At 73.3% G+C, this 20359-nt stretch carries 18 protein-coding genes; 3 read left to right on the plus strand and 15 right to left on the minus strand.

The window, feature by feature from the left end:
- Nucleotides 1-65: 65 nt before the first annotated feature.
- Nucleotides 66-1022, minus strand: a complete 957-nt coding sequence (locus ACLQ26_RS04305; RefSeq protein WP_425743182.1) for a GGDEF domain-containing response regulator — start codon at nucleotides 1020-1022, stop codon at nucleotides 66-68.
- Nucleotide 1023: 1 nt separating this feature from the next.
- On the minus strand, nucleotides 1024-1704 hold the full coding sequence (gene rpe / locus ACLQ26_RS04310) for a ribulose-phosphate 3-epimerase (protein ID WP_425743183.1): 681 nt from the start codon (nucleotides 1702-1704) through the stop codon (nucleotides 1024-1026).
- A 254-nt stretch (nucleotides 1705-1958) separates the two neighbouring features.
- Between rpe and ACLQ26_RS04315 the strand changes: the two genes are divergently transcribed.
- Both ACLQ26_RS04315 and ACLQ26_RS04320 read left to right on the plus strand, forming a co-directional pair.
- The gene (locus tag ACLQ26_RS04315) at nucleotides 1959-2849 is read left to right on the plus strand and encodes a septum formation family protein (RefSeq protein WP_425743184.1); all 891 of its coding nucleotides are present in this window, start codon (nucleotides 1959-1961) and stop codon (nucleotides 2847-2849) included.
- Between the two features lie 84 nt (nucleotides 2850-2933).
- Nucleotides 2934-3824 (plus strand): septum formation family protein, encoded by an 891-nt coding sequence (locus ACLQ26_RS04320; RefSeq protein WP_425743185.1) that lies wholly within the window; start codon nucleotides 2934-2936, stop codon nucleotides 3822-3824.
- 99 nt (nucleotides 3825-3923) lie between these two features.
- Here ACLQ26_RS04320 and ACLQ26_RS04325 read toward each other — a convergent pair whose 3' ends face one another.
- The 4 genes from ACLQ26_RS04325 to ACLQ26_RS04340 form a co-directional block, all read right to left on the minus strand.
- Nucleotides 3924-5360, minus strand: a complete 1437-nt coding sequence (locus ACLQ26_RS04325; RefSeq protein WP_425743186.1) for an RsmB/NOP family class I SAM-dependent RNA methyltransferase — start codon at nucleotides 5358-5360, stop codon at nucleotides 3924-3926.
- Nucleotides 5357-6283, minus strand: coding sequence for a methionyl-tRNA formyltransferase (gene fmt / locus ACLQ26_RS04330; protein WP_425743187.1), 927 nt, complete (start codon nucleotides 6281-6283; stop codon nucleotides 5357-5359). Before fmt ends, ACLQ26_RS04325 begins: the two co-directional genes overlap by 4 nt.
- 5 nt (nucleotides 6284-6288) lie before the next feature.
- Complete coding sequence (gene def / locus ACLQ26_RS04335) at nucleotides 6289-6849, minus strand: peptide deformylase (protein ID WP_266249922.1); 561 nt, start codon at nucleotides 6847-6849, stop codon at nucleotides 6289-6291.
- 110 nt (nucleotides 6850-6959) lie between these two features.
- Complete coding sequence (locus ACLQ26_RS04340; RefSeq protein WP_425743188.1) at nucleotides 6960-9452, minus strand: ATP-binding protein; 2493 nt, start codon at nucleotides 9450-9452, stop codon at nucleotides 6960-6962.
- 246 nt (nucleotides 9453-9698) lie between these two features.
- On the opposite strand from ACLQ26_RS04340, the gene ACLQ26_RS04345 reads away from it, so the two are divergent.
- The gene (locus ACLQ26_RS04345) at nucleotides 9699-10979 is read left to right on the plus strand and encodes a hypothetical protein (RefSeq protein ID WP_425743189.1); all 1281 of its coding nucleotides are present in this window, start codon (nucleotides 9699-9701) and stop codon (nucleotides 10977-10979) included.
- 79 nt (nucleotides 10980-11058) lie between these two features.
- Here ACLQ26_RS04345 and ACLQ26_RS04350 read toward each other — a convergent pair whose 3' ends face one another.
- The 9 genes from ACLQ26_RS04350 to ACLQ26_RS04390 form a co-directional block, all read right to left on the minus strand.
- Nucleotides 11059-12042: an AAA family ATPase gene (locus tag ACLQ26_RS04350; RefSeq protein WP_425743190.1), complete on the minus strand. Its 984-nt coding sequence runs from the start codon at nucleotides 12040-12042 to the stop codon at nucleotides 11059-11061.
- 212 nt (nucleotides 12043-12254) lie between these two features.
- Nucleotides 12255-14207, minus strand: coding sequence for a primosomal protein N' (locus tag ACLQ26_RS04355; RefSeq protein ID WP_425743191.1), 1953 nt, complete (start codon nucleotides 14205-14207; stop codon nucleotides 12255-12257).
- A 59-nt stretch (nucleotides 14208-14266) separates the two neighbouring features.
- Nucleotides 14267-15460: a methionine adenosyltransferase gene (gene metK, locus ACLQ26_RS04360; protein WP_363686891.1), complete on the minus strand. Its 1194-nt coding sequence runs from the start codon at nucleotides 15458-15460 to the stop codon at nucleotides 14267-14269.
- 87 nt (nucleotides 15461-15547) lie between these two features.
- Entirely contained in the window at nucleotides 15548-16756 is a 1209-nt protein-coding gene (gene coaBC / locus ACLQ26_RS04365; protein ID WP_425743192.1) for a bifunctional phosphopantothenoylcysteine decarboxylase/phosphopantothenate--cysteine ligase CoaBC, read from the minus strand.
- A gap of 14 nt (nucleotides 16757-16770) precedes the next feature.
- Nucleotides 16771-17034 carry a DNA-directed RNA polymerase subunit omega gene (gene rpoZ / locus ACLQ26_RS04370; RefSeq protein ID WP_007075826.1) on the minus strand — a complete coding sequence of 88 codons (264 nt, stop codon included), beginning with the start codon at nucleotides 17032-17034 and terminating at the stop codon, nucleotides 16771-16773.
- A gap of 64 nt (nucleotides 17035-17098) precedes the next feature.
- Complete coding sequence (locus tag ACLQ26_RS04375; protein ID WP_425743193.1) at nucleotides 17099-17632, minus strand: guanylate kinase; 534 nt, start codon at nucleotides 17630-17632, stop codon at nucleotides 17099-17101.
- Nucleotides 17633-17657: 25 nt separating this feature from the next.
- The gene (mihF, locus tag ACLQ26_RS04380) at nucleotides 17658-17975 is read right to left on the minus strand and encodes an integration host factor, actinobacterial type (RefSeq protein ID WP_007458370.1); all 318 of its coding nucleotides are present in this window, start codon (nucleotides 17973-17975) and stop codon (nucleotides 17658-17660) included.
- A gap of 178 nt (nucleotides 17976-18153) precedes the next feature.
- Complete coding sequence (gene pyrF, locus ACLQ26_RS04385) at nucleotides 18154-18990, minus strand: orotidine-5'-phosphate decarboxylase (protein WP_425743194.1); 837 nt, start codon at nucleotides 18988-18990, stop codon at nucleotides 18154-18156.
- A gap of 66 nt (nucleotides 18991-19056) precedes the next feature.
- The gene (locus ACLQ26_RS04390) at nucleotides 19057-20331 is read right to left on the minus strand and encodes an adenosylmethionine--8-amino-7-oxononanoate transaminase (protein WP_425743195.1); all 1275 of its coding nucleotides are present in this window, start codon (nucleotides 20329-20331) and stop codon (nucleotides 19057-19059) included.
- Nucleotides 20332-20359 lie beyond the last annotated feature (28 nt).

A 20359-nucleotide genomic window follows, 5' to 3' on the forward strand; every position in this document is an offset into this window, starting at 1 on the left:
CAGTCTTACACGCTTCTGAGGCTCCGACACCTCCTAGGCGAGCTACTTCACAGCGGGGTCACGCGTCAGGTGACGCCGCGCCGCCGGTCCACCGCCACGTACGACCCCGGCTGGCTCTTCGCGACCGTCTTCATCTCCGAGGCCACCGCGATCGCCTCGAGCGGGTCGGTGAACCGCTTGCCGGCGTCGGAGAGGGAGACGCCGATGGACAGTGTGACCAGGGCGGCCCTGCGGATGGTGCCGCGCCGGTCCTTCAACTCGACGAATCCGCGCTCGCGGTCGGTCGGGTCGTAGAGCGTGTCGGCGGCCTTCTCGAAGTCGACCACCGCGCCGGAGGTCAGCGGGCGGACCTGGTCCGGCGCGCAGACGATGACGAAGTCGTCGCCGCCGACGTGACCGAGGAAGGCCGGCGGCAGACCCACCGCCACCACGGCCCGGTGCAGGCTGCGGGCCAGCGCGGAGATGAAGTCGTCGCCCCGCACGAAGCCGTACCTGTCGTTGACGCTCTTGAACCGGTCGATGTCGATGTAGCCGACCGCGTAGTCCACCCCGTGCCGGACCCGGTCGCTGATCTCCCGACGGATCCGGCTGTTGCCGGGCAGCCCGGTCAGCGGGGAGACCTCCCGGAACTCCTTGTTGCGCCGCAGCGTCGAGGAGACCCGGGCCACCAGTTCGGCGGTGTCGAACGGCTTGACCAGGTAGTCGTCGGCGCCGGCACTGAGGCCGTGGACCTTGTCCACGGTCATCCCCTTCGCCGTCAACATGATCACCGGCAGGGCGGAGGTCATCGGGTCGGCGCGCAGCCGTCGGGTCAGCTCCAGACCGTCGACGCGGGGCATCATGAGGTCGACCACCGCCAGGTCCGGCCGCTGCCGCTCGATGACCTCCAGGGCCTCCTGGCCGTCACTGGCGTGGATCACCTCGAAGCCGTGCAGCCGCAGGTTGAACTCGACGAAGCGGGCGATGTCCTCGTCGTCGTCGACGACGAGGATGATGTCCTTGCGGTCGCCCTCGGGCTCCACCTCAGGCCCCGGGCGCCGCGCGCTCCGCCAGCGCCCGCAGGTGCCGGACCGCCTCCGCCGGGTCGGCCGCGCCGTAGACGGCGGTCCCGGCCACGAACGCGTCGGCCCCGGCCGCGGCCGCCTGCTCGATGGTGTCGGCGGCGATCCCACCGTCCACCTCGATGCGCAGCTCCAGGTGGCCGGCGTGGACGTGCCGGCGGGCGGCGCGGACCTTGTCCAGCATCTGCGGAATGAACCGCTGCCCGCCGAAACCCGCCTTGATCGTCATGATCAGCAGGGTGTCGAAGCTGGGCAACAGCTCCAGGTACGGCTCGATTGGCGTGTCCCGGTCGATGGCCAGCCCGGCCTTCGCGCCTGCCGAGCGCAGGTCCTTCGCGAGCGCCACCGGGTCGTCGGCCGCCTCGGCGTGGAACGTGACGTTGTACGCCCCGGCGTCGGCGTACCCGGGGGCCCACCGACGCGGGTCGTCGATCATCAGGTGCACGTCGAACGGCATCGCGGTGGCGGCGCGCAGGCTCTGCACCACGGGCAGACCGATGGTCAGGTTGGGCACGAAATGGTTGTCCATCACGTCCACGTGCAACCAGTCCGCGGCGTCCTCGACGGCACGGACCTCTTCGGCGAGGCGGGCGAAATCGGCGGCCAGGATGCTCGGCGCGACGATCGGCGGCGGTACGGTCACGGGGCCAGTGTACGAACGTCGCCACCCGCCGACCGCAGCACGGCACCAACTCCGACACGCTGTGACCCAGCAGTGACCAGTAGTGCAGAATGAGCCGGTCCGGGCCCTCGATTCCGGACGAACAGACATCAGTGGCTGGCCGATCGACCCAAACGCGACGACACTCCAAGCGGGACGGTGCCGTAGGCTGCACGCCCGCCGGGGTCGCGCCGCGGGGCGCGGTGACCGGTCGCCAGCTCCCGGGAGGGCGGACGATGCGACGGTGGCTTCCAGCGCTGGCGCTGGTCGGCATCACGATGATGCTGCTGGCCGGCTGTGGGCCGGCGCGAGGCGCGGACGGTGATCTCACCGACGACTGGCCGGAGCTGCGGGTTCCGAAGCCGTTCACACCCGCCACCGACACCTGCCTGCCCCGGATCACCTCGATCGTGCAGGCCAGCACCTACGAGACAGTGGACTGCGCCCGTAGCCACCTCGCCGAGGCGATCCACGTCGGCACGTTCACCGGCGCGGCCGCGCGGGCCGGCGCCCGCCCCGGGCCCGGCTCGACCGCGCTGCGCGCGGCACGCTCCGAGTGTGACCAGCGGGCCCGGGAGGTGCTCGGCGGCGACTGGCACACGGCCCGGCTCACCCTGACGCTGTCGCTGCCCTCCGGGCCGGCCTGGACCGGCGGCGCCCGCTGGTTCCGCTGCGACCTCAGCGAGACCGGCAGCATCGACAACACCCGGCCGGTGAACCGCGTCGGCAGCCTGCGCGGCGCGTTGATCGGCAACACCCCGCTGACCCACGGCTGTTTCGACCCCAAGCTGATCGGCGACAACCTCAACTACATGGCCCCGGTGCTGTGCACCGAGCCGCACCGCGCCGAGTTCGTCGGGGTCTACGAGGAACGGGACATGAGCTGGGGCGAGTTCACCCGCGCGGGCGAGCAGGCGCACCGGCGGTGCATGACGTTGATCGCCGCGTACGCGGCCGTGCCGAACAACAGCGACCTGCCGTACCGGGCCGGGTCCATCTACTACCCACCGTCGCAGCGGGAGTGGGAGGAGGGCGACCGTGGGGTGCGCTGTTTCCTGTGGAGCGACGACCGCAAACTCACCCGTTCGATGCGCGGCGCCGGCCCCGAGGGACTGCCCGCGATCTGAGTCACGGTGCCGTATGCTGCTGCGCCGTGACGGTACCGGCCGGCTGGGGTCGATCGGAGGTCACCGGCGGCGGGAGGTTCGGAGATGCGACGGTGGTTGACGGCGATTGCCGGGGGCGCGGCGGTGGCCCTGGCGCTCTCCGGCTGTGGCGCACCCGCCGGAGTCGACACTGACCTGGTCGACGACTGGCCGGCGCCGGTGGCGGCGCAGCAGTTCGTCCCCACCGCGGGTGTCTGCCACCACTCCTACCAGCAGGTCGGCTTCCTGAGCGGCTACAACCCGATGGAGTGCGGCGAGTCGCACCGGGTGGAGACCCTCCACGTCGGCACGCTCACCGGCCCCGGCGCGGAGCGCGGCACACCCCCGCCGCCCGGCTCGGAGGGCATGCGGGCCGCGCAGGCCGGCTGCCAGACGGAGGTCAACAAGGCGGTCGGCGCCGACTGGCGCTCCGGGCGCCTCGGGCTGGCCGTCGTGCTGCCCTCGCCTGCCGCCTGGGCCGGCGGGGCCCGCTGGTTCCGCTGCGACGTCACCGAGATCACCAGCATCGACGACACCGCCGTCGACCTGCGCACCGGCAGCCTGCGGGGCGCGCTGACCGGCGCGGCGCCGCTGGCGTACCGCTGCTTCAACCCCAAGCTGAACAAGGACAAGATCGAGGAGATGGTGGCGGTGTCCTGCACCGCCAAGCACCACGCCGAGTTCGTCGGGATCTGGCAGGCGCCGGACATCAGCTACGCGGAGTTCAACCGCACCACCAAGCGCACCCACCGGGCGTGCCAGTCGGTAACCGCCAGGTACGCCAAGGTGCCGGACAACTCCCAGCTCGACTTCCGCGCCGGAACGATCTACTACCAGCCGTACGAGCAGGAGTGGCGCAACGGCAACCGCGGCGTGCAGTGCTTCCTGTGGATCAGCGACCGGAACCTGACCCGTTCGATGCGCAACGCCGGCACCAAGGGCCTCCCGGTCACCTGACCCCAGCCCACAACACCGCACCCAGCCGAGCCGGCCGGGTGCGGTGTCACATTCAGCCCCCTGAGCGGGACTGCTGTCAGCCCTTGCGCAGGACGGCTGTCAGCCCTTGCGCAGGACGGCGAGGAACATCGCGTCCGTGCCGTGGCGGTGCGGCCAGAGCTGCACGGTGGGACCGTCGCCCAGGCCCGGCATGCCGGCCGGCAGCAGCGGTCGGGCGTCGACGAAGTCCACCGACACCCCGCTGCGGCGGGCGGCCTCGGTGACCGTCACGTGCGTCTCCACCGTGTGCGGCGAGCAGGTGACGTAGGCGACCAGCCCGCCCGGCCGGACCGCCCGCAGCGCCGCGCCCAGCAACTCCCGCTGCAACCGGGTCAACGGCGGCAGGTCGGAGGGCTGGCGACGCCAACGCGACTCGGGCCGGCGACGCAGCGAGCCCAGCCCGGTGCACGGGGCGTCCACCAGCACCCGGTCGAAGTGGCCCTCCGGCAGCTTCGGGTCCGCGCCGACCTCACGACCGTCCATGGCCAGCACGGCAACCGGCAGGCCCCGGGTCGCCTGGGACACCAGCCGGGCCCGGTGCTCGGCCACCTCGACGGCCGTCAGGCGGGCACCGCGCTGCGCGGCCAACGCGCCGAGCAGGCCGGCCTTGCCGCCCGGACCGGCGCACAGGTCCAGCCAGCGCCCGTCCGGGCCGTCCAGCGGCGCGTCGGCGAGCGCGGCGGCCACGAGTTGGGAGCCCTCGTCCTGGACGTGGGCACGACCGTCGACCACCGCCGGCACGTCGCCGGGCGCGCCGCCGGGCAGATAGACGGCGTACGGCGAGAAGGCGCCGGGCGCGCCGCCGACCTGGTCGGCCAGCTCGATCGGATCGATGAGGCCGGGTCGGGCGCACAGGTGCACCGGGGGCCGCTCATTGTCCTCGATCAGGAGCCTGGCGGTCTCGCCCAGGTCGCCGTCGAGCGCCTCGGAGAAGGCCCGCACGATCCACTGCGGGTGGCTGTACGCCAGCGCCAGGTGCCCGACCGGATCGGTCTCGATCGGCGGGGCGAGCTTGGCCACCCAACCGTCGATGTCGCGGGTGGACACCTCACGCAGCACCGCGTTGGCGAACCCGGCGGCGCCCGGCGCGACCGAGCGGACCAGGTCCACGGTCGACGACACGGCCGCGTGCGGAGGCACCCGGGTGTGCAGCAGCTGGTACGCCCCGATCCGCAGCGCGTCGCGCGCCGGTGGGTCGATGCGGTCCACGTCCCGCCCGGCCGCGTCGCTGAGGATCGCGTCGAGCGTGCCGAGGTGGCGCAGGGTGCCGTAGGTCAGCTCGGTGGCGAAGGCGGCGTCGCGGCCGTACAGCCCCTCCTCGCGCAGGATGATGGGCAGCACCAGGTTGGCGAAGGCGTCGTCGCGGTGCACGGCGGCCACCGCCTCGTACGCCGCGCGTCGTGGCCGGTCCAGGGGCGGCCGGGCCGGCCGGCGGTCGCCACCGCGCCCGGCGGACGAACCGCCGCGGAACGGACGCGTGCCCTCCGGGGCCGTCACGCGAGGGCCTCGCCGGCGCTGACACGGATGCCGCGCGCCCAGTCGGTGGCCGCCATGGCGCGCTTGCCCGCGGCGCGGACCTCGCCGAGACGCACCGGCACGGTCGCCGTGCCGGCCAGCACCCGCGTCTTCTCCACCAGCAGCTCCCCCGGTTTCAGGTCCGGGCCGTCGGGCACCGGTGCGACCGCGCCGAGCTTCACCCGCTCGTCCCGGAAGGTCGTCCACGCGCCGGGGGCCGGGGTGCAGGCGCGGATCCGCCGGTCCACGGCGAAGGCCGGGTCGCCCCAGCGCACCCGGGCGTCCTCCACTGTCAGCTTCGGCGCGAGCGACACCCCGTCGGCGGGCTGCGGCTCGGCCCGGGCGGTGCCGTCGGCGATCGCGTCGAGCACCGCCACCAGCAGACCGGCGCCGGAGTCGGCGAGCCGCTCCAGCAGGTCGCCGGAGGTGTCGCCGGGGCGGATCTCGTCGGTCAGGGTGCCGAACACGGGGCCGGTGTCCAGGCCCTGCTCCAGGTGGAAGACGCTGGCGCCGGTCAGTTCGTCGCCGTGCAGCACCGCGTGCTGCACCGGCGCGGCGCCCCGCCAGGCGGGCAGCAGCGAGAAGTGCAGATTGATCCAGCCGTACCGGGGGATCTCCAGCGCCGCCGGCGGCACCAGCGCGCCATAGGCGACCACCGGCACGCAGTCCGGGGACAGCTCGCGCAGCCGGTCGAGGAACTCCGGGTCGCGGGGGCGGGCCGGCGTGAGCACCTCCACGCCGTGCTCGTCGGCCCACGCGCCGACCGGGGAACGGGACAGGCCACGCCCCCGCCCGGCGGGCGCGTCGGGTCGGGTGACCACGGCGACCAGCTCGTGCCGGGAGGCCGCGACGGCGGCCAGGGCGGGCACGGCCACCGCCGGCGTACCGGCGAAGATCACACGCATCCGGGTCACCGACCCAGGCCGAAGGGGCTGCCGCCGGCGTGCGGGTTGACCTTGACCACCGGCGGCGCGGCCGCGTCGTACCACTCGGCCTGACGGATGGCCTTCATGGCCTCCTTGCGACCGGCGGCGTCGAGCCGGTCCAGGAAGAGCACACCGTCGAGGTGGTCGGTCTCGTGCTGCACGCAGCGGGCCATCAGCCCGGTGCCGACGATCTGCAGCGGGTCGCCGTAGCCGTTGAAGCCCTTGGCGATGACGTTCTGCCGGCGCTTCGTGTCGAAATAGAGCCCGGGGATGGAGAGGCAGCCCTCGGGGCCGTCCTGCTCCTCCTCGTCGGGGAACTCCAGCACCGGGTTGACCAGGTGCCCGAGCACGTCGTCGACGTCGAAGGCGAACACCCGCAGGCTCACACCGAGCTGCGGCGCGGCCAGGCCGGCGCCGTTCTGCCCCCGCATCGTGTCCGTGAGGTCGGCGATGAGCCTACGCAGCTCAACGTCGAAGTCGACCACCGGATCGGCCGGCGTGCGCAGCACCGGATCCCCAAAAAGACGGATGGGCTGGACGGTCACGCGGGACGGCTCCTTCATCAGGCGGGCGAGCGGTGCCGTACCAGTCTACGGAGTGCCTCGAAGCGTCCCGGCCGGCGTACCTCGATCGGCCACCGCCGGTGTGCCCGGCGTCACTCGGCTCGGCCCCGGGTGGTCGGCGCACCGGCCAGCAGGGCGCGGACCCGCTCGCCGTCGGGGTGACCGAGGTCGTCGAGGATGCCCAGGGCACGGCGCCAGGTTCGTGCGGCGCCGGCCGGGTCCCCCGCCGCGTGCCGGCTCTCGCCGAGGCGGGAGAGGGTGTCCGCCTCGTCGTAGCGGTCGCTGATCCGGCGGTACAGCCGCAGCGCCCGCCCGTAGCAGCGGATCGCCTCCCGGTGGTCGCCCAGCCGGGCGTGGATGAAGCCCAGGCTGTCCCAGGTGTTCGCCTCACCGTGCCGGTCACCGGTCCGGCGCAGCAGCGCCAACGCCTGCTCGCAGTGCGCGAGCGCCGGACGGTACTGGCCGAGCTGCGCGTGCGCCCAACCCACCGCGTTGCGGGCGCTGGCCTCCCCGGCCAGATGGCCGGCGTCCCGGTAGAGGGCGAGAGCCCTCCGCACGTGGTCAAGCGCCTCGGTGTACCGGCCGAGGCCGTCGAGCATCGCGCCGAACGCCCGGTGGGTACGCGCCTGCCCGGTGTGGTCGCCCAGCGCCCCGAAGAGCGCCAGGGCCTGCCGGTAGTTGGTCGCCGCCTCGTCCACCCGGCCCAGCCGGGACAGCACCCGGGCGAGGTCACGGTGGGCGTTCGCCTGCCCGAGCCGGTCCCCCGCCCGCCGCGCCCCGGCCAGGGCGGTTCGCTGGGCGACGGCCAGGTCCGGCCACCGTCCCCGGCGTTGCAGGAAGTCCACAAGCGTCCACGCGAGCTGCCAGGCGTGGCCGTCGAACCCGGCACGTTTCGCGTGCGCGACCGCGGCCAGCAGCACCGGGTACTCGACGGTGAACCAGGCGAGCGCCTGCGCGTGGTCGGTGATCACCTCGGGCGTCACACCCGGTGGGGCCGCCGCCAGGGTGACCGGATCCCGGCCCGGCTGCAGCAGCAGCGCGGCCGCGTGCGCGGTGTGCAGGTAGTGGTCCAGCCCACGCCGGATCGCGGCCCGCCGGACCTCGGCCGGATCGAGTCGTTCGGCCTGCTCGGCGGCGTACGCCCGGAGCAGGTCGTGCGCGCCGAACCGGCCGGGGGCGTGCTCGGTCACGAGGTGCGCGTGGGCCAGCTCCGCCAACAGTCGCGGCACCTGCTCCCGGGGCAGCCCGGCCAGGCTGGCCGCCGCGGCGACCCCGATGTCCGGGCCGGGATGGCAGCCGAACAGCCGGAACAGCTGTGCCGCCGCGGGCGTGAGGCTCCGGTACGACCACGAGAAGACGGCCTGCACGTCGGTGCCGGAGTCGCCGGCGTCGAACGAGTCCAGTGGGCGCGGCGCTCCGCGCAGCTCGGCGGCGAGGGTGGCCAGGGGGAACTCGGGATTCGCCGCACTCCGCGCGGCGAGAACCGCCAGAGCCAGCGGCAGCCGCGCGCACCGCTCGATCATCTCGTCCACGGCCTGCGGCTCGACCGCCAGCCGGTCCGCGCCGAGCCGCCGGGCCAACAACTGCCAGGCCTCGGCGGCGCTGAGCAGGTCCACGCCGACCGGCCGGGCGCCCTCGGCGGCGACCAGACCGGCCAGCCGGTTACGGCTGGTGACCACGACCAGGCAGGTCGGACTGCCGGCCAGCAGCGGCCGGACCTGGTCGGCGTCGCGGGCGTTGTCCAGCAGCACCAGCATCCGGCGACCGGCGAGCAGGCTGCGATAGAGACCCACCTGCGCGGGCAGGTGGGTGGGGATCCGTTCGGGCGGCACCTCCAGGGCTTCCAGGAAGCCGCGGACGGCCTCGACGGCCGTCACCACCGTTCCGGTGGAGTCGAATCCGCGCAGGTCGACGTAGAGCTGGCCGTCCGGGAACCGGTCAGCGACGCGGTGCGCCCAGTGCACCGCGAGCGTCGTCTTGCCCACCCCGGCCGTGCCGGACAGCGTCACCACGGTGGCCGGCGCCCGGCCGCCCGCGCCTGAGGTGTCCGGGCCGGCGGAGGCGGCATCGAGCTGGGCGAGCTGGGCGGCACGTCCGACGAATCCGGGCAGCGCCGGGGGTAGTTGGCGGGGCACGGGGAAGCGGGTCGGGGCCGTGGCGGCCCGGGCGCCGCCGCTCCTGGCCCGTACGGCCCCGGCGGCCGCCCGACCGGTGGCCGGGTGGTCGCGGGTCGGGCGTCGACGTCGCTCCTCGATCCGGTCCCGCGCGGTGGCCAGCACTCCCTGCTCGGAGGGGGTCGCCCCGAGCAGCCGGATGAGCGCGTCGAACCGTTCCGGCGGGGGCAGGATGTTGCCGGCGAAGTACTCCCCGATGATGCCGCGTGACCAGCCGGTCTTCGCCGCCAGCTGCCGGTACGTCAGCCGGGTCTCGCCCTGCTGCCGGGCCTCGCGGCGGCGCAGCTGGCGCAGCAGGCCGGCCAGCTCCGGCAGGGTCTGCGCCTCGACGCCACCGCGGGCAACGTCGCACTCCGCTGGTGGCCCCTGCGGTGCGCGACGAACGCCGGACGGTACCCGTTGGTCGGACATGCGGCCCCCACCCCCTACCGGTCACCCGGCCGCCCCGGGTGCCGACACGGGCAGGTTAGTTGCGGTCACGCACCGCTAGATAGGAGGCGGCCGATGTCTGACAGTTCACATCGGACCTTTCCCGCGTCCGGCGGTGTCCGACGGTGTCCAGTCCCGTCCAGGATCGCCGTGCTGAGCCGACGTCTCGTGCCACCGTCTCGGTGCGGGTTCGGCCCGCGCCACGAAACCCTGGGGAAGGGGTACCAGATGATCCGTCCACACCCGACCGCCCGACGGTCCACGACGATGCTGCGTCGCATCGCCGTCACCGCGTGCGGCCTCACGCTGCTCGTCGCGGGCGTGAGTGCCGCACCGGCGACTGCCGCGCCGGGGGGCAAGGCCACCACCACCGGATCGTTCGTCGACAGCGCGCCGGTGCCCGGCGGCTTCGCCTCCTGGTCCGAGCTGCTCCGGTTGCAGCAGCGGATGAACACCGCCGCCGCGCAGATCACGAACGCGGCGCAGCGCAGCGCGAACTCCGGCTTCGCCGGTGTCGTCGCCGATCCCACCACCCGCCACCTCCAGGTCTACTGGAAGGGCGAGGCGCCGGCGCGCCTGGTCGCCAACGCCCGGGCCACAGTCGCGACGACGGTGCTGCCCGCCGCGTACTCGCAGCGGGAGCTGATGGTCGCGGCGGACCGGTTGCGGGCCACGGCCGGCGACAAGATCACCACGGTGGGGCCGCGCGCCGACGGCGCCGGCCTGCTCGTCGGTACGCAGAGCGGACTGCTCGGCGCGTCGACTCTCGCCGGCGTGCCGGTGACGGTGCAGACAGGTGTCGCCGCCGCGCCCGCGACCAGGTGGGACGACTCGCCGCCGTGGTGGGGTGGCGCCGCGTGGCGTAACACCGCCAACGGCGGTGGCTGCTCGACAGGCTTCGGGGTCTACCAGGGCGGGGTGACGCGGGTGCTCTCCGCCGCGCACTGCGCCAACCTCGGCGTCCTCGCCACCGACCCGACCGGGCAGACGATCGGCACGGTCAGCACCCGCAACGTCAGCAGCGACACCCTGCTCATCGCGGGCAGCGGGGGCGGCCGGGTCTTCAACAACAGCACCGACGCCGTCGGCGCGGTGGTCAGCGAGTTCAGCAACCAGGTGATCGGCGCACAGGCCAGCCAGGTCGGCAACTGGGTGTGCACCTCCGGCGCGTACTCCGGCACCCGGTGCTCGATCCAGGTGAAGGCCCGCAACCTGTGCATCAACGTGCGGAACTTCGGCACGGTCTGCGGTCAGGTCCAGGCCGAGAACACCCTCCACACCAACGCCATCGGCCAGGGTGACAGCGGCGGCCCGGTGGAGATCGTGAACGCGGCGAACACCCTCCAGGTCTGGGCGACCGGGACCAACACCGCCATCGACGACACCAACACCGCGACGACGTGTACCGGCTACGTTCCCACCGGCCGGGTGTGCGCCTGGCGGATCTACTACGAGGACATCTTCTCCGGCATGGCCGGCGTCGGTGCCTCCGGCGTGGTCCTGGGCTGACGCCTACCGGCGAACAATCGTACGGCCCTGGGGCCGGGCCGGCGCGCATCCCGCGTGCCGGTCCGGCTCCGCGCTGGGCTCAGGCGCCGACGCCCCGGTCCGCGGCGAGCACGGCGTCGCCGCCGAGCAGCGCCGGCTCGGGCAGCGGCAGCTGGATCTTGTGGGCGGCCTCCCAGTCGTAGACCAGGCCGGGGCGCACCTGCGCGGCGAAGTAGTCCACGGCGCTCATCCCGCCCACCACCGGCTCGTCGACCTCCGCGACCAACTCGGCGGGGACCAGGGAGAAGCCGTTCTGCACGGCGGCGCTGAGCCGACGGTGACCGTCGACGACGAAGAAGTACTCGCCGGTGAAGCCGATCTTGAGCGGCTCCAGGGACTCGTCGCCGGCCTCGGCCACGTCGCCGACGAACTCGCTGTCCCACAGCCCGCGCAGGGTCGCGATGTCCTCGGTCGGGTAGACGCGCGCCGGGTCGAGCAGCAGCAGCGGCCGGCCGTCGCGCAGCACGTCCGCGCCGAGCGTGCCCTCGTACGCGGCGATGATGTGCTCGACCACCTCGTCGGCGGAGGCCCGGGTGGTGTCGCAGATCAGGTCATAGTTGCGCAAACGCGCCTTGTCCACCCCGTAGCGGACGATGAACCGGCTGCGCTCGCTCTCGCTGCGCTCGCGGAGCTTGGCCTTGGCCTCCTGGAGGGAGGCGTAGCTCTCCGCCGGGCCGGACGGTCGGGCCAGCACCCGGCGCGCCGCCTCACCCGGCTCGGTGATCATGTGCACCTTGAGCGCGTCGGTGAAGAAGTGCCACGCCAGCCGCGAATCCATGATCAGGTGCTCGCCGGAGGCGGCGATGTCGCGCTGGAGCTGGTCGACGTAACCGTCGACGGCCTGGTCCAGCTCGGCGTGCAGATTGAGCTGCAGGGCTGTCATCTGCCGCTGCTGCGCCATCTCCCGGTAGAGGTCACCCACGCTGACCCGGCGCATACCGAGTCGCTTGGCGATCTCCACCGACACGGTGCTCTTGCCGCTGCCGAGGTCGCCGTTGAAGACGATCGATTGTCGAACGGTCACGACTGGTCCACCCCTGATAACCGGCTTCCTGACATCATCGACATCGCGTCCGACCGACGCGTTCCCGGCCCGCCCTTCCGCGGCGGTGCCGTGACCTGGGGCCGTCGTACGCCCGAGCATGACGGGCGATGCTACCACCTCGACGCCACCGCTTTGCCGGACGCGGTGTGCGGGCAGGTGCGCCAGGCCGGGCTCCACAACCGGAAAAACGGTCAGAACAGGCTCAGCGGATCGACCTGGAGACGAACCGGATCGGCGGCCTTGCGGGCGGCGCGCAGCCCGGCGGCAGAGTGCAGGGCCTCGGCGAGCGCGGCGGCCCGTGCCCGGGGCACCCGGACCAGCATCCGCTCCCGCCCCTCGTCGGCCGGCACCGGTCCGAGCACCTCGGCGTCGCCGGGCAGCCGGGCCGCGGCGAGCAGGTCGGCAACCGCCTCGGCCGGGCCGGTGACGCTTGCCATCCGTACCGCAGGCGGGAAGCCCAGCTCGCGGCGCTCGGCCAGTTCCCGGCCCGCGAACCAGGCGGCATCCCAGCGCAGCAGCGCCTGCACCGGCGCGAGCGCGCCGTCGGCGACCACCACCACCCGGCCGGCAGGCGCCGGGCGGGCCAGCGCCGCGGCGGCCAGCCACCGACGCAGCGCCTCCTCGCCGGCCCGCAGGTCGGCCCGGGTCAGCAGGGCCCAGGAGTCGAGCAGCAGCACCGCGCCGTAGCCACCCTCGGCGGCCGGCTCGGCGCCGGGGGTGGCGACGACCAGAGCGGCCCCGCCGGGCACGTCGGTAAGCACCTCCTCCCGTCCCGAGGTCCGCACCGGCACGTCGGGAAAGGCCCGGCCCAGCTCCTCGGCGGTACGCCGGGCACCGGTGACCGCGGCCCGCAGCCGCCGCCCGCCGCACTCGGGGCAGGCGTACGCGGCGGCGACCCGGGCGCACCACCGGCAGGCGGGGGTGCCGCCGGCCGACGGCAGCGCGAGCGGGCCGGCGCAGTGCGCGCAGCGGGCCGGGGTACGGCAGTCGGCGCAGGAGACCGAGGGCAGGTAGCCGCGTCGGGGCACCTGCACGAGCACCGGCAGGTCCGCCCGCAGGGCGTCGCGGGCGGCCGTCCAGGCGAGGCTGGGCAGCCGGGCGGTGGCCGCACCGGGATCACGGGCGAGCTGCGGGTCGTCACCTGTCGGCGCGATGGCCGGTATCCGGGCCCGTACCGTCGCCCGGTCGGCGACCACCTCCCGGGCCCAGCCGGTCTCCAGCAGCAGCTGCGCCTCGGCCGTCCGGGCGTACCCGCCGATCAGCGCGCCGGCCTCGGCGAGCTGCGCCCGGGTGAGCAGCACGTCACGGGCGTGCGGATAGGGCGCCCGGGGATCGGAGTGCAGGTCGTCCCCGTCGTCGAAGACGGCGACGAGGCCGAGCCGGTTCACCGGGGCGAACATCGCGGCGCGGGTACCGATGACCACCGGCACCTGCCCGCGCCGGGCGGCGAGGAACGCCCGGTAGCGCCGGGCCGGCCCGAGGGCGGCGGAGAGGGTGACGTGCCGCCCCGGTCCCAGCACCCCGGTCAGCGCGGCGTCGAGACGGTCGAGGTCGCGGGCGTCGGCCACCACGACCACGGCGCCGCGCCCACCGGCGACGGTGGCGGCCACCGCGTCGGCGTAGCGGGCGGCCCAGTCCTCGCCCGGCAGCGCGGACCAGACCGCGCGGGGCGCCCGACCGTCGGTGAGCGCCCGCAGCAGCGCCGGCCCGGTCGGGTAGTCCCGCCACCCACGCGGGTCGACCGGCTCGCCGGCGGCCGACGGGTCGGCGGTGGACCCGTCGAGGTCGGCGGCGTCCGGTGGGACGGACTCGCCGGTGGCGTGGGGTTCCTTCTCGACCCGGGCGTGCCGGGGTGGCACGGCGAGCCGGAGCACGTCGGCGAGGTTGCCCGCGTACCGGTCCGCGACGGCCCGGGCCAGCCGGGCGATCTCGGGCGCCAGCACCGGCTCGGGCGAGACGACCTTCTCCAGGTAGGCGAGCCGGCCGGTGTGCCCGGAGTCGTCGGCTCGCGACAGCAACCACCCGTCGACGAGCTGTCCCGCGAAGCGCACCTTCACCCGGGTGCCGGGCACCGCCACGTCGTCCAGCTCGGCCGGTACCAGGTAGTCGAACGGGCGGTCCAGGTGCGCCAGTCCGACATCCACGCAGACGCGCGCGACCGGCGACCCGTCCGCGGGTCGCCGGTCGCTACGCCTGGTGGCGGTCAGGCTCCCGCGGCCGACTTGAGGTCGGCGGCCCGGTCGGTGCTCTCCCAGCTCAGGTCCGGCAGCTCCCGGCCGAAGTGGCCGTACGCTGCGGTCTGCTGGTAGATCGGTCGGAGCAGGTTGAGGTCCCGGATGATCGCGGCCGGGCGCAGGTCGAACACCTCGCCGACGGCCTTCTCGATCGAGGCCACCGGCACGGTCTCGGTGCCGAACGTCTCGATGAACAGGCTCACCGGGTGCGCCTTGCCGATGGCGTAGGCGACCTGCGCCTCGCACCGCTCGGCCAGGCCGGCGGCGACGACGTTCTTGGCCACCCAGCGCATCGCGTACGCGGCCGAGCGGTCCACCTTGGACGGATCCTTGCCGGAGAACGCGCCGCCGCCGTGGCGGGCGTACCCGCCGTAGGTGTCGACGATGATCTTGCGGCCGGTCAGGCCCGCGTCACCCATCGGGCCGCCGATCTCGAACCGGCCGGTCGGGTTGACAAGCAGCCGGTAGCCGTCGGTGTCCAGACCGAGGCTCTCCAGCTCGGGAGCGATGACGGAGTCACGCACGTCCGGGGTGAGCAGCGACTCCAGCGAGATGTCCGCGGCGTGCTGGCTGGACACCACAACCGTGTTCAGGCGGACCGGGCGCAGCCCCTCGTACTCGATGGTGACCTGGGTCTTGCCGTCCGGACGCAGGTACGGGATGGTGCCGTCCTTGCGCACCGCGGCGAGGCGGCGGGCCAGCCGGTGGGCGAGCGCGATCGGCAGCGGCATCAGCTCCGGAGTCTCCGAGCAGGCGAAGCCGAACATCATGCCCTGGTCGCCGGCGCCCTGCGCGTCCAGCGCGCTCTCCGACGCGCCGGTGCGCAACTCGAAGGCGTTGTCCACGCCCTGCGCGATGTCCTCGGACTGCGCGCCGATCGAGACGCTGACCCCGCAGGACGCGCCGTCGAAGCCCTTCTTCGACGAGTCGTAGCCGATGTCGAGGATGGTGCGCCGGACGATGGTCGGGATGTCGGCGTACGCCTTCGTGGTGACCTCACCGGCGATGTGTACCTGGCCGGTGGTGATCATGGTCTCGACCGCGACCCGGCTGTGCGGGTCCTCGGTGAGCAGCGCGTCGAGGATGCCGTCGCTGATCTGGTCGGCGATCTTGTCCGGGTGGCCTTCCGTGACCGATTCGGACGTGAAGAGGCGGCGTGTCACGGCACTCCTAAGCGTGTGAGGTCGTTCCGCGGCAGTCTAGTCACCGCTGCGGCCGGTGTCGGGGTCGGTCGCGCGCTGTTCCACCCGTCAGGAGCGGTTGGCCAGCCGCGCCACGACGAGGTCCCACACGGTGTCGGCCACGGCCTCCTTGGACTGCTCCGGCAGACGGCTCACCGAGCCGTCCGCGCCGATGACCGTCACCGTGTTGGTGTCGGCGCCGAAGACCAGGTCCGGGCCGACCTCGTTGACGACGATCAGGTCGGCCCGCTTCCGGGCGAGTTTCGCCCGGCCGTTGGCCTCCGCGTCGCCGGTCTCGGCGGCGAACACCACGAGCACCTGCTCCGGTCGCTTGCGCTGGCCGAGCTCCGCCGCGATGTCCGGGTTGGTGACGAGCTCGATGGTGGGTGCCACACCGTCGTCCGACTTCTTGATTTTGCCAGGCGCGTACGTCGCCGGTCGGAAATCGGCCGGAGCCGCCGCCATCACGACCGCGTCGGCCTCGACGGCGGCCTTGAGGGTCGCCTCACGCAGCTCGGCGGTCGTGCCGACGCGGACCAGGTCGACCCCGGCGGGGTCGGTGAGGGCGACGTTGGCCGTGATCAGGGTGACCCGCGCGCCCCGGGCGACAGCCGACCGGGCGAAGGCGTAGCCCTGCTTGCCGGAGGAGCGGTTGCCGAGGAAGCGGACCGGGTCCAGCGGCTCGCGGGTGCCGCCGGCGGTGACCACCAGCCGGCGGCCGGTCAGGTCGGCGGGAGCGGACACGCCCCGAGCGAGGACCTGGCGGGCGACCGCGAAGATCTCCGCCGGGTCGGGCAGTCGACCCTTGCCGGTGTCGGCGCCGGTGAGCCGCCCGACGGCCGGCTCGATGACCCGGACGCCCCGGGCCCGCAACGTGGCGACGTTGGCGACGGTGGCCGGGTGCTCCCACATCTCGGTGTGCATGGCCGGAGCCAGCACCACCGGGCAGCGGGCGGTCAGCAGCGTGTTGGTCAGCAGGTCGTCGGCGAGCCCGTGGGCGGCCTTGGCGAGCAGGTCAGTGGTGGTCGGCGCGACCACCACGAGGTCGGCCTGCTTGCCGAGGCGGACGTGCGGCACCTCGTGCACGTCGGACCAGACGTCGTCAGCGACCGGTTGACCGGAGAGCGCCGCCCAGGTCGGTGCCCCGACGAACCGCAGCGCCGACGCGGTCGGCACGACACGGACCCGGTGACCCGACTCGGTGAAGAGTCGCAGCAGCTCACACGCCTTGTAGGCGGCGATGCCGCCGCCGACCCCGAGGACGATCGAGGCGGACATCGACGGGTGCGGGCTTACGGCTGGTCGGTCGGCTCGGCGGTGAGCAGGCCCGCGTTGATCTCGCGCATGGCGATGGAGAGGGGCTTCTCCTGCGGGGTGGTCTCGACGAGCGGGCCGACGTACTCCAGGAGGCCCTCACCGAGCTGGCTGTAGTAGGCGTTGACCTGGCGCGCGCGCTTGGCGGCGAAGATGACAAGCGCGTACTTCGACGTCGTCTTCTCGAGGAGCTCGTCGATCGGCGGGTTGGTGATGCCTTCGGGGTTGGCGATGGATCCCACGAATTAACCTCTGCGTCTTTCGAACCGCGCGGACGCGGTGCTGAGTCTCAACGGCGACCGGCCGTCAGCCACGCACGCGTGACCAGGCCGGATCCGGATAAGAAGAACCGAGTAAGCCTACCAGCTCGTCGGCGACCCGATCGGTGCGGTCGTGGGTCAGCGTGTGCGTGAAGGCCGCCACCACGGCGGCGTCAGGCCGACGCCCGGGCGGGATCAGCAGCACCAGCCGCGTGTCGGGCAGTCGCGCCCGCACCAGCCGGGCCCCGGCGACGTCGAGCGGCAGCAGGACCGGCTGCCCGGCGTCGAGCCGGACGCGCAGCGGCGGGTAGAGAGTGCCCCGGTGGTACGCGCCGATCCGCGACCACTCCACCAGGTCGCCGGTGGCCACCCGGCGCTCGAACTCCGCCGGGGCGAGAAAGACCCGCTGCACTCCATTGGCCTCCGGCTCCCGGCGCGGCCTTGTCGTTGCCGGCACCGGGATCCACACGGACGGGAAACGCGCCCGAACGAGCTCGACGACACTCTCCCTGCCGGAACCCGAAGGTCCAGCCAGGACAGTGAGCCGAGCCGCCGGGCGCGCCTCGTCATCCGTGCTCACTGCTTGTTTCTACACGCTGCCAGGTTCAGTTGGCGGCGAACTCTCCAAGCAGTGCCTTGCGCTGCTGCTCGCCGAGGCCACGCAGGCGACGGCTGTCAGCGATCTTGAGCTTCTCCATGATCTGGGTAGCCCGGATCTTGCCGATGCCCGGCATCGCCTGCAGGACGGCCGAAACCTTGAGCTTGCCGACGACGTCGTCGCTCTCGGCCCGCTCGAGGACGGCACCGAGAGTGGTCTTGCCCTGCTTGAGCTGCTCCTTCAGCTCGGCACGGGCCTTGCGGATCTCCGCGGCCTTCTCGAGCGCGGCAGCGCGCTGTTCGGGGGTCAGTGACGGGAGCGGCACCAGTTCTCCTCAGGTCCCTATCGCGACGGGCGGGGCGCACCGCCGCATCTGTGAAACGTGGTGTCGCTGTGAACCAAGGGGTCCGTGGTTCCCAGCGCGGGGAAAACTAGCGGTCAGCGGAGCTTTCGGCAACGTGGGCGCGCGATGATCACCGCAAAGTGACCGAGCCGTCAGTCAGTCACCGGGCAGCCAGGACGGCCCTGCAGTCGGCCAGAACCCGGTCCGCGGCGGCCCGCAGAGCATCGGCGTCCGGTCCCGCCGACAGGACCTCCCGGGAGTACGACGGGAGCACCGCGGCGAGGCTGGAACCGAAGACGGTACGCAGATCGGCGGCACCCGCACCCTGCGCGCCGAGCCCTGGAGCGAGCAGCGGACCCCCCACGCCGGAGAGGTCATGGCCGGTGTCACCGATGGTCGCGCCGACCACCAGACCGAAGCTGCCGAGGGGGTCAGCACCCCTGTTGAGCTGGGAAATCTCGTCGATCACGGTCTGCGCGACGGTACGCCCGTCGGCCGTGCGGGCCCGCTGCACGGCCGCGCCCTCGGGGTTCGAGGTGAGGGCCAGCACGAAGACACCGCCGCCATGCTTGGCGGCCAACTCGAACATCGGCGCCAGCGAACCTACTCCCAGGTAGGGACTGGCCGTAACCGCGTCGACATACAGCGGGCTGGATGGATCGAGGTACGCGGAGGCGTACGCGCTGACCGTTGAGCCGATGTCGCCACGCTTGACGTCGAGAAGAACGAGCGAACCGGCTTCTCGTAACTGTCGGATAGTTGACTCAAGGATCGCCACACCGCGGGATCCGAATCGCTCGAAAAAGGCCGACTGAGGCTTGACCACCGCAACCCGGTCACCGAGGGCGTCCACCACGGTCCCTGCGAACCGCTCCAGGCCGTCGACGTCGTCCGCGAGACCCCAGCGGGCCAGCAGACCGGGATGCGGGTCGATGCCCACGCAGAGCGGCCCGCGCTCGGCGGTGGCCCGGTGCAGTCGGTTGCCGAAGCTCTCCATCGGCGTACTTCCCCTCTTCTCGTCCGGGCGGCGAACCGCCTCGGCGTACTCGTTGACCGGAACCGTTCAGCCGGCCGCCACCGCCGCCGCCACCCCGGCCGTGATGCGGGCCAGGTCGGCGTCGTCGGTGACGTACGGCGGCATCGTGTAGATCAGGTCGCGGAACGGCCGCAACCAGACGCCGCTCTCGACGGCCGCCGCGGTGGCCGCGCCGAGGTCGACCTCGTGGTCGAGTTGGACCACCCCGATCGCACCGAGCACCCGCACGTCGACCACGCCCGGGGCGGCGCGCAGCGGCTCCAGGCCGGTGCGCAGGCCGACGCCGACCCTGGACACCTGCGTCGCCCAGTCTCCGGCCCGCAGCAGCCCGATGGAGGCGTTGGCGACCGCGCAGGCCAGCGGGTTGCCCATGAACGTGGGCCCGTGAGCCAGGACGCCGTCGGCAGAGATGCCCCGGGCGATCTCCGCCGTGCACAACGTCGCGGCCAGGGTCAGGTAGCCCCCGGTGAGGGCCTTGCCCACGCACAGCACGTCCGGGGCCACCCCGGCGTGCTCGGCGGCGAACATCGCGCCGGTACGGCCGAATCCGGTCGCGATCTCGTCGAAGATCAGCAGCACCCCGTGCGCGCGGGTCACCTCGCGCAGCACCCGCAGGTAACCCGGGTGGTGGAACCGCATCCCACCGGCACCCTGGACGACGGGCTCGACGATCACGGCGGCCAGCTCGTCGGCGTGCCGCTCGACGGTGTCCACCAACGCCGCCACGTACGCCTCGTCGGGCGGGTCGGTGAAGCCCCCGGGCGGCACCGGGGCGAAGATCTGCCGGGGCAGCACCTCACCCCAGAGGTGGTGCATCCCGCCCTCCGGGTCGCAGACGCTCATCGGGTGGAACGTGTCGCCGTGGTAGCCGCCCCGCCACGTCGCCAACCGCCGTCGCTGGGGTCGGCCGACGGCCCGCTGGTACTGCAGGCACATCTTCACCGCCACCTCGACGCCCACCGAGCCCGAGTCGGCCAGGAACACGTGCTCCAGACCCTCCGGGGCCAGCTCCACAAGGGTTTGCGCGAGCTGCACGGCCGGCTCGTGGGTGAGCCCGCCGAACATCACGTGGCTCATCCGTCCGAGCTGGTCGGTCACGGCCGCGTCCAGCACCGGGTGCCGGTAGCCGTGGATCGCCGCCCACCAGGACGACATCCCGTCCACCAGTTCCCGCCCGTCGGCAAGGGTCAGCCGTACGCCCTGGGCGCTCCGCACCACGTACGGCGGGTTGGCCGGTGGCAGCGCGGCGTACGGGTGCCAGACATGCGCCCGGTCGGCGGCCAGGATCTCCTCGGGTGTCACACGTACTCCTCTTTCCGACACGGACGTG

The organism is Micromonospora sp. DT43 (assembly GCF_049841645.1).
Taxonomy (GTDB): Bacteria; Actinomycetota; Actinomycetes; order Mycobacteriales; family Micromonosporaceae; genus Micromonospora.